Source organism: Bacillus cereus group sp. MYBK222-1, assembly GCF_051916425.1.
Lineage (GTDB): Bacteria > Bacillota > Bacilli > Bacillales > Bacillaceae_G > Bacillus_A > Bacillus_A paranthracis.
Genome location: NZ_JBQAGP010000014.1, coordinates 1 through 15,715, shown reverse-complemented (window position 1 = coordinate 15,715; position 15,715 = coordinate 1). Strand labels below are relative to the sequence as shown.

Genomic DNA, 15,715 nt, shown 5'->3' with positions numbered 1-15,715 from the left:
CAGGTTCAAATCCTGTCCCCGCAACCAAATGGTCCCGTGGTGTAGTGGTTAACATGCCTGCCTGTCACGCAGGAGATCGCCGGTTCGACCCCGGTCGGGACCGCCATTTTATATAAAGAAAAGAACGAAACATGTTGTTTCGTATTTTTTTATTTGTTTTAACAAAAAACTAATAAAGACAGTCAAACTATCCTTAGGAAAACTCCTAAGGACTTTTTTATATATTCAAAACCTGTATAATAAATAGCAGAGAACATTGTGAGTAAAGTAGGTGAAGTCTGTGAGTAAATATGAAATAACAACAAAATCATCTGAGGAAACACAAAGATTATCAGAAAAACTTGGTGAACTTGCTCAGGCACAAGATGTAATTATTTTAGAAGGAGATCTAGGGGCTGGTAAGACGACTTTTACAAAGGGACTAGCAAAAGGTCTTGGAGTGAAAAGAGTTGTAAATAGTCCTACCTTTAATATTATTAAAGAATATAAAGGGAGATTACCGCTATATCATATGGACGTGTATCGCTTAGCTGAAAGTGAAGAAGACTTAGGTTTTGATGAGTATTTCTACGGTGAAGGAATTACGGTAGTAGAATGGGCTCATTTAATAGAAGCATATTTACCAAATGAGAAGCTACAAATTAGTTTATTCCATGCTGGAGATGACACAAGAAACATTGTACTCGAGCCAATTGGAGATCGCTATATTAGATTATGTGAGGAGCTATTACAAGATGAAAGTACTAGCAATTGATACTTCAAATTATGTAATGGGTGTATCCCTTATTGAAGAAGGAAACGTAATTGGGGAAATCATTACAAATTTAACAAAAAATCATTCTGTGCGTCTTATGCCAGCTGTAGAACAACTGTTAAAAGAATGCGGTGTAAAACCAAAAGAATTAACTAAAATAGTTGTAGCTGCTGGACCAGGATCATATACAGGTGTTCGTATAGGTGTGACAGCTGCCAAAACATTAGCTTGGTCACTTCAAATACCAATTGTGGGTGTATCAAGTTTAGAAGTAGTGGCTGCAAACGGAGCTAATTTTGATGGATTAATCTGTCCTTTATTCGATGGAAGACGTGGACAAATTTATACTGGCTTATATACATATGAAGGAGAGGATTTAACTTCTATAGAGGAAGACCGAATCATCCTTATTGTAGACTGGTTGCAAATGTTAAAAGATAAAGGAAAGCCTGTTTTATTTATTGGTAACGATGTGAAACTACACAAAGAAACAATTATCGAACATTTAGGCAATCAAGCTGTCTTTGCTCCTTTCACTAAAAATAACCCAAGACCAAGTGAGCTAGCGTTCTTAGGATTACAAAAAGAAGAACAAGATGTACATTCATTTGTTCCTAGTTACCTTCGTTTAGCTGAAGCTGAAACAAAGTGGTTAGAAAGTCAAAACAAGTAGGAGCTTGCAGAGGATGGATATGATATTTAGAAAGATGAAACTTGATGATATTGCTCAAATTGTAGCCATTGAAGAAGCATCTTTTTCAACTCCTTGGACTGCAGATGCCTTTCACCGTGAGTTAACGATGAATGAACATGCACATTATGTTGTGCTAGAAAAAGATGGTCGTGTAATTGGGTATTGTGGATTGTGGATAATTATTGATGAATCGCATATAACAAATATAGCTATTTTGCCAGAATACAGAGGTCAAAAGCTAGGAGATGCTTTATTAAAAGAAGTTATTTCCGAAGCGAAAACTCTAGGTGTAAAAACGATGACACTTGAAGTACGTGTATCAAATGAAGTAGCAAAACAGTTATACAGAAAATACGGATTTCAAAATGGTGGAATTCGTAAACGATACTATGCAGACAATCAGGAAGATGGTCTCGTAATGTGGGTGAATATATAATGGAAAAAAATACGATTATACTTGGTATTGAAACAAGTTGTGATGAAACAGCAGTAGCGGTTGTTAAAAATGGAACGGAAATTATTGCAAATGTTGTTGCATCACAAATTGAAAGTCATAAACGTTTTGGCGGAGTTGTACCAGAGATTGCGTCCCGTCATCATGTAGAAGAAATTACAGTTGTATTAGAAGAAGCGTTAAAAGAAGCGAATATCACATTTGATGATATTGATGCAATTGCTGTCACAGAAGGACCTGGTTTAGTAGGAGCGCTTCTAATAGGGGTGAACGCAGCGAAAGCAGTGGCATTTGCACATGATATCCCTCTAGTTGGTGTTCATCATATCGCTGGCCACATTTATGCGAACCGCTTAGTAAAAGAAGTTCAATTCCCATTACTATCACTTGTTGTCTCTGGTGGGCATACAGAGCTTGTTTATATGAAAGAACATGGTTCATTTGAAGTAATTGGTGAAACACGAGATGACGCAGCAGGAGAGGCATATGATAAAGTAGCTCGTACGTTATCTATGCCATATCCAGGTGGTCCTCATATTGATCGACTTGCACATGAAGGAGAACCAACAATTGATTTACCTCGTGCATGGCTAGAACCGGATTCGTATGATTTCAGTTTTAGCGGATTGAAATCAGCAGTTATCAACACTGTGCATAACGCAAAACAACGCGGAATAGAAATTGCACCGGAAGATTTAGCAGCAAGTTTCCAAGAGAGTGTAATTGACGTATTAGTAACGAAAACATCTCGTGCAGCGGATGCTTATAACGTAAAGCAAGTGCTTCTTGCTGGTGGAGTAGCTGCGAATAAAGGACTGCGTGCACGTTTAGAAGCGGAATTTGCACAAAAAGAAAATGTAGAGCTAATTATTCCTCCTCTATCTTTATGTACAGATAATGCAGCAATGATTGCAGCGGCAGGTACAATTGCATATGAACAAGGAAAACGTGCTACATTAGCTTTAAATGCAAATCCAGGATTAGATATTGAAGCATAGTTATGCACAAAATTAACCACAGCTTGTGGATAAAACCCATATTATCTGTTGATAATATGGGTTTTATTGTGTATATAAAATGTTGATAACTTTTTTGTTGATTGTGGATAATGTGGAAAAGTTATTTTTTTGTTTATTTTATAAAGGTGGATATGTGTATAAGGTTGTGGATAAAATAGGTGAAGTCTGACCTTTAGATGTATTTTTCTCGGGAAATAAAAAACAAGAAGATATCTTTAAAAAACATTTTGAAATATGCTCTTATTATAGGAGTCGCTAATATTGTCAAACTTTGTCGTTGAAATTATGCCTCATGTCGAATATTTTATACAATATGACGTTAATTCAAACTAGAAGATAAAAAGGATGCCGCATAGTCTAAAATCCCGACTTATGAGACATCCCTCTTATTTAAGACTCTTATAAATGTAATTCTTCCCATTCTGCCATACAAGCATCAAGTTGCTCTTGTAGTGTTTGCTTTTTCGTTGTAATTTCACTAGCCTTTTCATAATCTGCATATATTTCTGGTAAGCAAAGTTGATCTTCTAACGTAGCAATTTCTTCTTCAAATTGTACAATGTTTTGTTCTAGTTCCTCAATTTTTCGAGTACGTTGACGCTCCAACTTTTTGCGCTCTTTTTCTTCGAGATAATTTAATTTTTCTGGAGCTACAGTTTTTTGAACAGGTGCATGATTTTCTTGCTGCTCTTGTTGTTCAAACTCAGCACGTTCAATCATCTCATTTTTCTTTTCAACGTAGTAATCATAATCCCCTAAATATTCCTGTGCACCTTCTGTTGATAACTCAACAACGGTCGTCGTTACACGATTAATAAAGTAGCGGTCATGAGATACAAAGAGAAGGGTACCAGGATAATCAATTAAAGCATTCTCCAAAATCTCTTTACTATTTAAATCAAGATGGTTTGTAGGCTCATCGAGAATTAATAAATTCGATTTTTGCATCATAAGTTTGGCAAGAGCTAAACGAGCTTTTTGTCCACCGCTAAGAGAAGATACTGGCTTTAATACATCATCTCCTGTGAATAAGAAGTTACCTAATATCGTGCGAATTTCTTTTTCAGGTTGCAGTGGGTATTCATCCCATAGCTCATTTAAAACGCGCTTAGAAGATGTTAAATTAGCTTGTTCCTGATCATAATAACCAACAGAGACATTAGATCCGAAAGAAACCTCACCATGTAATAGTGGTAACTTATTCACAATGGATTTTAATAATGTGGATTTCCCAATTCCGTTTGGACCAACTAAAGCAACACTATCTCCGCGTGTTAAGCGCATTGTTACATGTTCAATAATTGGATCCTTATCATAGCCGATAGTTGCGTCCTTTACTTGTAAAACATCATTTCCACTTTGTTTTTCAATATCGAAGTGGAAGGAAGCTGACTTAGAATCCCCTAATGGTCTTGTTAATAATTCCATACGGTCTAATTGTTTCCGACGACTTTGCGCACGTTTTGTCGTAGATGCACGAGCTATATTTTTTTGAACGAAGTCCTCTAGCTTAGCAATCTCATCTTGTTGTTTTTCATAACGTTTCATTTCTTGCTCGTATAGTGCTGATTTTAAGTCTAAATATTTACTGTAGTTACCAACAAATCGTCTACTTTCTTTATTCGAAATTTCATATACTTGTGTAACAAGTTTATCTAAGAAATAACGGTCATGGGAAACGATTAGTATTGCCCCAGGATAACCTTGTAAATATTGTTCAAGCCATGTTAATGTTTCGATGTCTAAATGGTTTGTAGGCTCGTCCAAAATAAGTAAGTCTGGTTTCGTTAATAATAATTTACCGAGAGCTAATCGTGTTTTTTGTCCACCGCTTAATGTCGAAATCGTCGTCTGGTGCGTTTCAACTGGGAAGCCAAGACCACTTAAAATCGAACGGATATCTGCTTCGTACTGATAGCCACCTTGATCTTTATAATCTAATTGTAATTGGTCATAATCAGCTAATAATCTTTCATATGTAGCCTCGTTTGAAAAGTTTTCTTCTTTTCCCATCTCTTGCTCTAGCCTTCGAAGTTTTGTCTCCATTTGCTGCAAGTGTGTAAAGACGGTTAACATTTCATCCCAAATTGTTAAAGATGTTTCTAAACCGGTATTTTGAGCTAAATATCCAATTGAGACATCTTTCGGTTTTATAATTTCTCCACCATCATGAGATAGCTCACCCGCTATTATTTTTAATAATGTAGATTTTCCAGCGCCATTTCGTCCGACTAATGCGATACGATCTTTCGTTTGAACTTCTAATTTTATATTTGAAAGAATCGTTTCTGCACCGTATAATTTCGAAAGCGCGTTTACTTGTAATAAAATCAATGTTTTCACCTCAAATAATTTCTTAACTTTGCCATGTTTATATTTCTCAATCATACTAAAAATAGTGTATAGTTTAAAATACAGAGAGAATACTTCTTCTTTCTATTATACAAGGAATTTAATAAGTGCTAAACTTCTGTATTTAATTAAAGCATATGAATAAAGATAGGAAGAGAGGAGAGGTTATATGGAGCAGCAGAAAATTCCACAAGCCACTGCTAAGAGATTGCCTCTATACTATCGATTTATCCAAAACTTATCTTTGTCTGGTAAGCAACGTGTTTCATCAGCCGAATTAAGTGAAGCGGTAAAGGTTGATTCCGCAACGATTCGAAGAGATTTCTCATACTTTGGAGCATTAGGGAAAAAAGGATATGGATATAACGTAAATTATTTATTATCATTTTTCCGTGAAACACTCGACCAAGATGATATAACACGTGTAGCGCTTATTGGAGTAGGTAATTTAGGGACCGCTTTCTTACATTATAATTTCACGAAAAACAATAATACAAAAATTGAAATGGCGTTTGATATTAGTGAAGAGAAAGTTGGAACAGAAATCGGAGGCATTCCTGTATATCACTTAGATGAATTAGAAGAACGTTTATCATCTGATATACAAGTGGCAATATTAACAGTACCCGCTACAGTAGCACAATCTGTAGCTGATAGATTGGCAGAAACAAACGTGCATGGTATTTTGAATTTCACACCAGCACGATTAAATGTGTCAGACAATATAAGAATTCATCATATTGATTTAGCAGTAGAGTTACAAACATTAGTTTACTTTTTGAAGAATTATCCACAATAAAACGCAGAGGAAGCGACCTCTGCGTTTTATTATTGTTTTTTCTTTGTGAATTTAACTAAGATGAGGCGAAGTGCCAAATTAAAATCAATCGTCGCCATAACTGCAAATAGTATTGTCCACATATTCCAAATTGTATCTGTTACATTCCTAATGGCTAGATGTGTAAAGATACATCCTAGAAGGAAGTACAATATAGCCATGAACAATGGTGAGTTTCTCATACTAAAAATCCTCCGATAAAGCTTTGCATTTTTTCAGCTTCTTTAATCATTTCTTGAATTTGTTCGTTACTCATTAAAACTTGGGCAACTGCAACTAATGTATTCATTGCAACATGAGCTGCAATTGGAACGATAATACGCTTCGTTTTTACATATAAGAAGGCGAATACGAGCCCCATAGCAGTGTATACCAATAAGTGAGTAAAATCAAAATGAATCGCCGCAAATACAAGGGAACTAATGATAGCGGCAATAAAGAAGTTAAACTTCTTATAAAGTGTACCAAATAAAATTTTTCTAAATACGATTTCTTCCAAAATAGGTCCTATTATAGAGATGACGATAAGGAACCAAGGTGTCGTTCTTGCGATATCCATAAGTCTCGCTGTATTTTCAGATCCAGGTTTAATACCTAATACATACATTTCAATCATACCAGCAATACTTTGCGAGAAAAATGCTAAGAAGAACCCGATAAAAATCCAACCAATTGTAGCTGGAACAGTAGAACGCTTTGTATCTAAATGTCTGTCACGAATATCTGTTCTAAGTAACCAAAGTATGATACATAATGCAATAAAGAAGCTAATGATCGCCCAGTGACCAGTTATGAGTTGAAATTTCTCTTCCCTAGTGAATCCCCTGTTATCATAAAGCCCAGTTTTCAGAAGAAGTGGTAATCCAGCAATTGATGATAACTGCATTAAAATGTATGTAACGATAACCCACCAATATTGTTTTTTCAAATGGTTTAACCATCCTTTCTAACTTTAGTGTATGAGATAAGGTAGGATAACATGTAAAGATGCTACCTACGATATAAACTTTACTTACATTATGTTTTTTTTGTAAATCCTTATTTGAAATTATAATAGAAGACAGGAGAAAGTTGTGTGTGTAGCGAAAACAACTTAGGGTGTCCTTTCATATTGTAACATACGAGTAGTGGAAACAACGATTCATATAGTAAAGGTAGAAGAAGAGGAACTCTATATAGAAAAATTTATAGCGTAATTTGCGAAAAAATTATGATTTTTTTACTTGCAAAAGAAATTGAGATTATTTATTATTATAAGTGTGTTAGCACTCGGGTGACTTGAGTGCTAATAAATAAAATTTACATAACAAAATGAGGAGGTTATTGTTCATGCTAAAGCCATTAGGTGATCGCGTTGTAATTGAGCTTGTTCAAGCGGAAGAAAAAACAGCAAGTGGTATTGTATTACCAGACACAGCAAAAGAAAAACCACAAGAGGGTAAAGTTATTGCAGTAGGTACTGGTCGAGTGCTTGAAAATGGTGAGCGTGTTGCTTTAGAGGTAGCAGCAGGTGATCTTATCATCTTCTCAAAATATGCAGGTACTGAAGTGAAATATGAAGGTACAGACTACTTGATTTTACGTGAAAGTGACATTTTAGCAGTTATCGGTTAATTATATAAATCTTAAAAAATCCAAGGGGGTCAATTATTATGGCAAAAGATATTAAATTTAGTGAAGAAGCACGTCGTTCGATGCTTCGCGGTGTCGACACTCTTGCAAATGCAGTAAAAGTAACGCTTGGACCAAAAGGTCGTAACGTTGTTCTTGAGAAAAAATTCGGTTCACCACTTATTACAAATGACGGTGTAACAATCGCAAAAGAAATTGAATTAGAAGATGCATTCGAAAACATGGGTGCGAAATTAGTAGCAGAAGTTGCTAGCAAAACAAATGATGTAGCTGGTGACGGAACAACAACTGCAACTGTATTAGCACAAGCTATGATTCGTGAAGGTCTTAAAAACGTAACAGCTGGTGCGAACCCAATGGGTCTTCGTAAAGGTATCGAAAAAGCTGTAGTTGCTGCAGTAGAAGAATTAAAAACGATTTCTAAACCAATCGAAGGTAAATCTTCTATCGCACAAGTAGCTGCTATTTCTGCTGCTGACGAAGAAGTAGGTCAATTAATCGCTGAAGCAATGGAGCGCGTTGGTAACGACGGCGTTATTACTTTAGAAGAATCTAAAGGTTTCACAACAGAATTAGACGTAGTAGAAGGTATGCAATTTGATCGTGGATATGCATCTCCTTACATGATTACTGATTCTGACAAAATGGAAGCAGTTCTTGATAACCCATACATCTTAATCACTGACAAAAAGATTTCTAACATTCAAGAAATCTTACCAGTATTAGAGCAAGTGGTACAACAAGGTAAACCGCTTCTTATCATTGCTGAAGATGTAGAAGGCGAAGCGTTAGCTACATTAGTAGTGAACAAACTTCGTGGTACATTCAATGTAGTAGCTGTTAAAGCTCCTGGATTTGGTGACCGTCGTAAAGCAATGCTAGAAGATATCGCAATCTTAACTGGTGGCGAAGTAATCACTGAAGAATTAGGCCGTGACTTAAAATCTGCTACAGTTGAATCTTTAGGACGCGCTGGTAAAGTTGTTGTAACGAAAGAAAACACAACTGTAGTTGAAGGTGTAGGAAGCACAGAACAAATCGAAGCTCGCATCGGTCAAATCCGTGCGCAATTAGAAGAAACGACTTCTGAATTCGATCGTGAAAAATTACAAGAGCGTCTTGCAAAACTTGCAGGTGGCGTAGCAGTAATTAAAGTAGGTGCAGCAACTGAAACTGAGTTAAAAGAGCGCAAACTTCGCATTGAAGATGCACTTAACTCAACTCGTGCAGCAGTAGAAGAAGGTATCGTTGCAGGTGGTGGTACTTCACTTATGAACGTATACACAAAAGTAGCTTCTATCGTAGCTGAAGGCGACGAAGCAACAGGTATCAACATCGTACTTCGTGCACTAGAAGAGCCAGTTCGCCAAATCGCAATCAACGCTGGTCTAGAAGGATCTGTAGTTGTAGAGCGCCTAAAAGGCGAAAAAGTAGGCGTTGGTTTCAACGCAGCTACTGGCGAGTGGGTTAACATGCTTGAAACTGGTATCGTAGATCCAGCTAAAGTAACTCGCTCTGCACTTCAAAACGCAGCATCTGTTGCAGCTATGTTCTTAACAACTGAAGCTGTAGTAGCTGACAAGCCAGAACCAAATGCACCAGCAATGCCTGACATGGGCGGCATGGGCATGGGCGGTATGGGCGGAATGATGTAATTCCGTTCGCGCTAAAAAACATCCATTTCTATATAGAAATGGATGTTTTTTTATGTTTTTTAGAAAAGGAAATGAATTTCTGTAGAATTTTGTCGCTTTCTCTCTTGACCATACCGACACTTCATTGTTAGAATCTAGGAAGATAATATAAAACGATCCTTCATATATCCTCAAAGATATGGTTTGAGAGTCTCTACCGGGTTACCGTAAACAACCTGACTATGAAGGCAGTGTGTCTTATATTTATAAAGAGCGGAGACTATCTTTCTTTATAAAGCCAGACCCCTGCCTTTTCTTTGTTATGAGACTAGAGGCGGAGGACTGGCTTTTTTTATTATATTGGTAATGCTTTTCGCCTAATTGGTGAAAATATTTATATACGAGAACTAACGTTGGGGTGATTATTTTGAAGAAGCAACACGATACAATTATCGTTTTAGATTTTGGAAGTCAATACAATCAGTTAATAGCACGTCGAATTCGTGAGTTCGGTGTATACAGTGAACTTCATCCGCATACAATTACTGCAGAAGAAATTAAAGAAATAAATCCAAAAGGGATTATTTTCTCTGGTGGACCAAATAGTGTATATGGTGAAGGTGCATTACATTGTGATGAAAAAATCTTTGACCTAGGATTACCGATCTTCGGTATTTGTTACGGTATGCAGCTTATGACACAAAAATTCGGTGGTAAAGTAGAACGTGCAAACCACCGTGAGTACGGAAAAGCGGTTCTTAAAGTAGAGAACGAATCAAAATTATATGCGAACCTTCCAGAAGAGCAAGTTGTATGGATGAGCCATGGCGACTTAGTAACTGGTTTACCTGAAGGATTCGTAGTAGACGCAACAAGTGAGTCTTGCCCAATTGCTGGTATGAGCAATGAAGCGAAAAACTTATACGGTGTACAATTCCACCCAGAAGTACGTCACTCTGAGCACGGTAACGATTTAATTAAAAACTTCGTATTCGGCGTATGTGGTTGTTCTGAAGGATGGAACATGGAGAACTTTATCGAAGTAGAATTAGAAAAAATTCGTGAAACTGTTGGAGACAAAAAAGTTCTATGCGCACTTAGTGGCGGTGTAGATTCTTCTGTTGTAGCAGTATTAATTCATAAAGCAATCGGCGATCAATTAACTTGTATCTTCGTTGACCACGGCTTACTTCGTAAAGGCGAAGCAGAAGGCGTTATGAAAACATTTAGCGAAGGCTTCCATATGAACGTTATTAAAGTGGATGCAAAAGAACGCTTCATGAACAAGTTAAAAGGTGTAGAAGATCCAGAACAAAAACGTAAAATTATCGGTAACGAATTCATTTACGTATTTGATGATGAAGCTTCTAAGTTAGAAGGAATGGACTTCTTAGCACAAGGTACACTTTACACAGATATCGTTGAAAGTGGTACAGCAACTGCACAAACAATTAAATCTCACCATAACGTTGGTGGACTTCCAGAAGACATGCAGTTCAAATTAATTGAGCCTTTAAACACGTTATTTAAAGATGAAGTGCGTGTATTAGGATCAGAACTAGGAATTCCTGATGAAATCGTATGGCGTCAACCATTCCCAGGCCCTGGTCTTGGTATTCGTGTATTAGGTGAAATCACAGAAGAGAAATTAGAAATCGTTCGTGAATCTGATGCGATTTTACGTGAAGAAATTATTAAAGCAGGCTTAGACCGCGAAATCTGGCAATACTTCACTGCGCTTCCTGGTATGCGTAGCGTAGGTGTTATGGGTGACGAGCGTACGTACGATTACACAGTAGGTATCCGTGCAGTAACATCTATCGACGGTATGACAGCTGATTGGGCACGTATCCCTTGGGACGTGTTAGAGAAAATCTCTGTACGTATCGTAAACGAAGTGAAACACGTTAACCGTATCGTGTATGATGTAACGAGTAAGCCACCAGCAACTATCGAGTGGGAATAGTATTATAATAAAGGATCCATCTATTGCTCATGAGCAATAGATGGATCTTTTTTATTTTGAGTTTAATACGAACGAAAATATAAAAGTTAATAAAAATGTTCGTATTTAAATTGACAAAAATACTTTCAAGAGTTAATATGAGTATGTAATTCAAACGAAAAGTGAATATTATGCCGTCGTATAATATCGGGGATATGGCCCGAAAGTTTCTACCTAGCTACCGTAAATGGCTTGACTACGAGGCGTTTTTATAAAGGTGAGGGGAATCTTGTCTTTATTTATAGAACGCTTCCATGTATATGCAATGGAAGCCTTTTTTATTTTTAATAGATAAAAGAGGGCTAGGGGATTACGGCGAGTAATCATATAACGGGGGAAACGTAAGATGAAACGCTATTTTCAGTTTGATGAACTCGGCACGAATTATAAAACAGAGTTCATAGCAGGTTTAACGACATTTTTATCTATGGCTTATGTGCTATTTGTCAATCCTGCTACGCTGTCACTTGGAAATGTTAAAGGTTTACCAGCAGGTACAGGAATGGATCCAGGTGCAGTATTCGTTGCAACAGCATTAGCAGCAGCGATCGGTTCGTTAATTATGGGGATTTTCGCGAAGTATCCGATTGCTTTGGCGCCGGGTATGGGAATTAACGCGTTCTTTGCTTATACAGCAGTGTTAACGATGGGTATTCCGTGGCAAACAGCAATTGCTGGAACGTTAATGTCAGGTATTATCTTTATTATTCTTACAGCTTCAGGTATTCGTGAAAAAATCATTAATGCAATTCCATCAGAGCTAAAGTTTGCAGTAGCGGCAGGTATCGGATTATTCATTGCTTTCCTTGGATTCCAAAATGCTGGAATTATCGTGAAAAATGATGCTGTTCTTGTTGGGTTGGGGGACTTAACAAAGGGCACAACGTTACTAGCGATTTTCGGAGTTGTTACGACCATTATTTTCATGATTAAGAAAGTTAATGGTGCAGTATTTTACGGTATGATTCTTACGGCAATCTTAGGAGTAGCAACCGGATTAATTGATACTCCGAAAGCGGTAGTGGGAGCAATACCGAGTCTAGAACCAACGTTCGGTGCAGCATTAACGCACTTCGGAGATATTTTCACTGTTCAAATGGGGATTGTTATTATAACGTTCTTCTTTATCGATTTCTTTGATACAGCAGGTACACTTGTAGCGGTTGCGAATCAAGCGGGATTAATGAAGAACAATAAATTACCACGTGCAGGAAAAGCATTATTTGCAGATGCAATTGCAACTGTAATTGGTGCGATCTTAGGTACATCAACAACAACGTCTTATATTGAATCTTCTGCAGGGGTAGCAGCGGGTGGACGTTCTGGATTTACAGCAGTTGTAACAGCAGGATTCTTCTTATTGGCACTATTCTTCTCGCCATTATTAAGTGTTGTAACACCAGCTGTAACAGCGCCAGCGTTAATTATTGTAGGAATCTTGATGGTTTCGTCTTTAGGAGAAATTGACTGGAAGAAATTCGAAATTGCAGTACCAGCATTCTTTACTATCATTTCAATGCCACTTACGTATAGTATCGCAACAGGAATTGCAATCGGGTTTATCTTCTATCCAATTACAATGGTAGTAAGTGGTCGACGTAAAGAGATTCATCCAATTATGTATGTTATGGGAGTTTTATTCGTACTATATTTCATCTACGTTCGTAAATAAAAGGGGTTTTTGAAAGGTCTAGACTTAAGGGGAGTCTAGATCTTTTTTGCGTCTTCAGAAAATCTTAAGGATTTCCGAGCGTTTTTCTTCAGAAGTTTTCCTATAATAGAAGTTAGGGATTAAAAAAGTGATGGGGGAGATATTGTGGCAAATGAAACGATACTTGTCGTAGATGATGAAAAAGAAATTAGGAATCTTATTACAATCTATTTAAAGAATGAAGGATATAAAGTATTGCAAGCAGGGGACGGCGAAGAAGGATTACGTTTACTAGAAGAAAACGAAGTACATCTAGTCGTATTAGATATTATGATGCCGAAAGTAGACGGCATTCATATGTGTATGAAAGTAAGGGAAGAAAAAGAAATGCCAATTATTATGCTTTCCGCGAAAACGCAAGATATGGATAAGATTTTAGGGTTAACAACGGGTGCAGATGATTACGTAACGAAACCATTTAATCCGTTAGAGTTAATCGCAAGGATAAAATCTCAGTTACGTCGTTATATGAAAATGAATGGTTTTTCTATTCAAAATGAGGACGAGTTAGAAATTGGAGAGATGAAAATCAACATCTCGACCCATAAAGTTATTGTAGAGGGAGAAGAAGTGAAGTTGACCCCGAGGGAATTTTCAATTCTAGAATTACTAGCTCGTAATCCCGGTATGGTCTTTAGCGCAGAACAAATTTATGAAAAGGTTTGGAACGAACGATCTTTTCAGTCAGATAATACTGTAATGGTGCATATTCGAAAAGTACGTGAAAAGATTGAGGAGAATCCAAGGAAGCCTAGATATATAAAAACAGTATGGGGAGTGGGGTATAAGATTGAAAAAGATATTTAATCCATTTACTTATATAAGGAAAATAAGACAATTAATTGAGAAATTAGTAAAGAGCGTACGAAAGAGTATAAGAATTCAACTGATTACTACTTTCGCTGCTTGTGCGTTATTAGGAGTTTTTTTTGCAAAGGGAGCTGCACCATTTTTTGAGAATGCGAATCGTAAAGCGACTGTCGATTATCGGTCTGGTATGCAACAAATTAATTATCAAGCTCAAAGAGCAGCAAATAGTTCGGTGCATGAAAATAAATTAGAAGCTATATCCAATATGATCGAAACGGAGAATCAAAATTTAGAGCGAGGAAATAGAGCTTTAAAAATATTGGTTACTGACGAAAGTGGTAAAGTTGTATATAAAACGAAGCAGGCACAAGAAGAGCAAATCGATCTGCATAATACGATTCGTAATGCAGCATCATTTGCGATTAACTATTCAAATGGTCAAGATATATTTGAAAATACGAGAAAAGAATTTATAGCTTTTTCACCTATTACAATAGAAGATAAGAATTTATATATGTTCGTTAGTGGAATTCCGGATGGTGTAGTAATGTATGATACGCAAGAAGGCCCATTCCCATTTTTAATTGGTGTACTCGTATTCATTTTCTCTTTCTTCTATATAACAAAGAGAAAGATGAAACAAATTGAAGCGATGGCAGAAGGTGTAAAGGAAATAGAAAAAGGCAACTTAGCGTACCGTATTGAGAAGAAAGGTGAAGATGAGATTGCGTCTTTAACTGAGAATATTAATAATATGGCGGAAGAGCTTATGAATAATATAGAAAAGGAACGTAGATTAGAGAAGCAAAAGAATGAGCTTATTACGAATGTATCTCACGATTTACGTACACCACTGACTTCTATTATGGGTTACTTGCGATTACTTCGAGATTCTAAATATGAAAATAAAGAACAACATGATGAGTATACAAGAATTGCTTTTGCTAAATCGGAGCAGTTAAAGAATTTAATAGAAGATTTATTTGAGTATACGAAGTTAACGAATGAACAAGTTATATTAGAAAAACAAGAAGTATGTATAAATGAGTTATTGGAGCAATTAATAGAAGAGTTAGTACCGCAGGCGGAAGAGCATGGACTTACGTTCGTTAAGAAGTTTCCTGAAGAACGTGCCTATGCAGCGATTGATTCGGAAAAGATGGTTCGTGTATTTGATAATTTATTAATGAACGCGATTAAGTATAGTAAAGATGATGGGGAGATAAAAGTTTCTCTTCAAAGGCAGCGACGGGATATACAAATTGTAATTGCGAATCATAGTGAAGTGTTTACGAGAGAAGAGTTAGCGAGTTTGTTTGAACGTTTTTATAAGAAAGATCAATCTAGAAGTAGAGTAACAGAAGGATCGGGTCTTGGATTGGCGATTGCGAAAAGTATTGTTGAATTACAAGGTGGTAGTATTCGAGCTGAATATGAGGATGGTGTTATTCAGTTTATCGTCTCGTTACCAATTATAGAAAGATAATAAACGAATAGAATGGTATATGATAAAAAGGCTTATTTTAAAAGAAATAAGTCTTTTTATATTTTTTTAGAAAAACATATTGACGATTAGAGATTAGAGGTGTAATATTATACGAGTCGCTGATGACAACAACGTTGAAAGCGACAAACGAAATAAAAAACTTAGTTGACATTGAAAGATGAAGATGTTAACATAAGGAAGTCGCAAATGAGCGGCCAAGTAGTTCTTTGAAAACTGAACGAAACAAACAACGTGAAACGTCAATTTTTATTTTAGATGCTAGACAAACTAACTTTATTGGAGAGTTTGATCCTGGCTCAGGATGA

Annotated in this window: 14 protein-coding genes, 1 tRNA gene and 2 riboswitches; of the genes, 12 read left to right on the top strand and 3 right to left on the bottom strand. The window is 36.6% G+C overall.

Annotated elements, in window-relative coordinates:
• Positions 1–30: 30 nt before the first annotated feature.
• From ACTFR9_RS27220 to tsaD, 5 genes are all read left to right on the top strand, one after another.
• Positions 31–106, top strand: a tRNA-Asp gene (locus tag ACTFR9_RS27220).
• A 174-nt stretch (positions 107–280) separates the two neighbouring features.
• Complete coding sequence (tsaE, locus tag ACTFR9_RS27215; protein ID WP_000049631.1) at positions 281–754, top strand: tRNA (adenosine(37)-N6)-threonylcarbamoyltransferase complex ATPase subunit type 1 TsaE; 474 nt, start codon at positions 281–283, stop codon at positions 752–754.
• Complete coding sequence (tsaB, locus tag ACTFR9_RS27210; RefSeq protein ID WP_000865758.1) at positions 735–1,427, top strand: tRNA (adenosine(37)-N6)-threonylcarbamoyltransferase complex dimerization subunit type 1 TsaB; 693 nt, start codon at positions 735–737, stop codon at positions 1,425–1,427. The genes tsaE and tsaB overlap by 20 nt, the downstream gene beginning before the upstream one ends.
• Before the next feature lie 13 nt (positions 1,428–1,440).
• Positions 1,441–1,884, top strand: a complete 444-nt coding sequence (gene rimI, locus ACTFR9_RS27205; protein ID WP_076856801.1) for a ribosomal protein S18-alanine N-acetyltransferase — start codon at positions 1,441–1,443, stop codon at positions 1,882–1,884.
• The gene (gene tsaD, locus ACTFR9_RS27200) at positions 1,884–2,900 is read left to right on the top strand and encodes a tRNA (adenosine(37)-N6)-threonylcarbamoyltransferase complex transferase subunit TsaD (protein ID WP_076856802.1); all 1,017 of its coding nucleotides are present in this window, start codon (positions 1,884–1,886) and stop codon (positions 2,898–2,900) included. Before rimI ends, tsaD begins: the two co-directional genes overlap by 1 nt.
• Positions 2,901–3,320: 420 nt before the next feature.
• Here tsaD and ACTFR9_RS27195 read toward each other — a convergent pair whose 3' ends face one another.
• A complete protein-coding gene (locus ACTFR9_RS27195; RefSeq protein ID WP_000602165.1) occupies positions 3,321–5,255 on the bottom strand; it encodes an ABC-F family ATP-binding cassette domain-containing protein in 1,935 nt (644 codons plus the stop codon).
• A 187-nt stretch (positions 5,256–5,442) separates the two neighbouring features.
• Between ACTFR9_RS27195 and ACTFR9_RS27190 the strand changes: the two genes are divergently transcribed.
• Positions 5,443–6,072 carry a redox-sensing transcriptional repressor Rex gene (locus ACTFR9_RS27190; RefSeq protein WP_000437698.1) on the top strand — a complete coding sequence of 210 codons (630 nt, stop codon included), beginning with the start codon at positions 5,443–5,445 and terminating at the stop codon, positions 6,070–6,072.
• Between the two features lie 29 nt (positions 6,073–6,101).
• Here ACTFR9_RS27190 and ACTFR9_RS27185 read toward each other — a convergent pair whose 3' ends face one another.
• On the bottom strand, positions 6,102–6,293 hold the full coding sequence (locus ACTFR9_RS27185; protein WP_001246207.1) for a YdiK family protein: 192 nt from the start codon (positions 6,291–6,293) through the stop codon (positions 6,102–6,104).
• A complete protein-coding gene (locus tag ACTFR9_RS27180) occupies positions 6,290–7,039 on the bottom strand; it encodes a CPBP family intramembrane glutamic endopeptidase (RefSeq protein WP_076856803.1) in 750 nt (249 codons plus the stop codon). Before ACTFR9_RS27180 ends, ACTFR9_RS27185 begins: the two co-directional genes overlap by 4 nt.
• Positions 7,040–7,440: 401 nt before the next feature.
• Between ACTFR9_RS27180 and groES the strand changes: the two genes are divergently transcribed.
• The 6 genes from groES to ampS all read left to right on the top strand — a co-directional run bounded on the left by groES (position 7,441) and on the right by ampS (position 15,389).
• On the top strand, positions 7,441–7,725 hold the full coding sequence (gene groES / locus ACTFR9_RS27175; protein WP_000917306.1) for a co-chaperone GroES: 285 nt from the start codon (positions 7,441–7,443) through the stop codon (positions 7,723–7,725).
• 38 nt (positions 7,726–7,763) lie between these two features.
• Positions 7,764–9,398, top strand: coding sequence for a chaperonin GroEL (gene groL, locus ACTFR9_RS27170; RefSeq protein WP_001029999.1), 1,635 nt, complete (start codon positions 7,764–7,766; stop codon positions 9,396–9,398).
• Positions 9,399–9,538: 140 nt separating this feature from the next.
• A riboswitch (purine riboswitch) is annotated at positions 9,539–9,640 on the top strand.
• A 164-nt stretch (positions 9,641–9,804) separates the two neighbouring features.
• Complete coding sequence (gene guaA / locus ACTFR9_RS27165; protein WP_000743925.1) at positions 9,805–11,343, top strand: glutamine-hydrolyzing GMP synthase; 1,539 nt, start codon at positions 9,805–9,807, stop codon at positions 11,341–11,343.
• A gap of 156 nt (positions 11,344–11,499) precedes the next feature.
• A riboswitch (purine riboswitch) is annotated at positions 11,500–11,601 on the top strand.
• 127 nt (positions 11,602–11,728) lie between these two features.
• A complete protein-coding gene (locus ACTFR9_RS27160) occupies positions 11,729–13,054 on the top strand; it encodes an NCS2 family permease (RefSeq protein WP_000833093.1) in 1,326 nt (441 codons plus the stop codon).
• A gap of 144 nt (positions 13,055–13,198) precedes the next feature.
• The gene (locus tag ACTFR9_RS27155) at positions 13,199–13,900 is read left to right on the top strand and encodes a response regulator transcription factor (RefSeq protein WP_001262954.1); all 702 of its coding nucleotides are present in this window, start codon (positions 13,199–13,201) and stop codon (positions 13,898–13,900) included.
• On the top strand, positions 13,884–15,389 hold the full coding sequence (gene ampS / locus ACTFR9_RS27150; RefSeq protein ID WP_000719219.1) for an aminopeptidase AmpS: 1,506 nt from the start codon (positions 13,884–13,886) through the stop codon (positions 15,387–15,389). The genes ACTFR9_RS27155 and ampS overlap by 17 nt, the downstream gene beginning before the upstream one ends.
• Positions 15,390–15,715 lie beyond the last annotated feature (326 nt).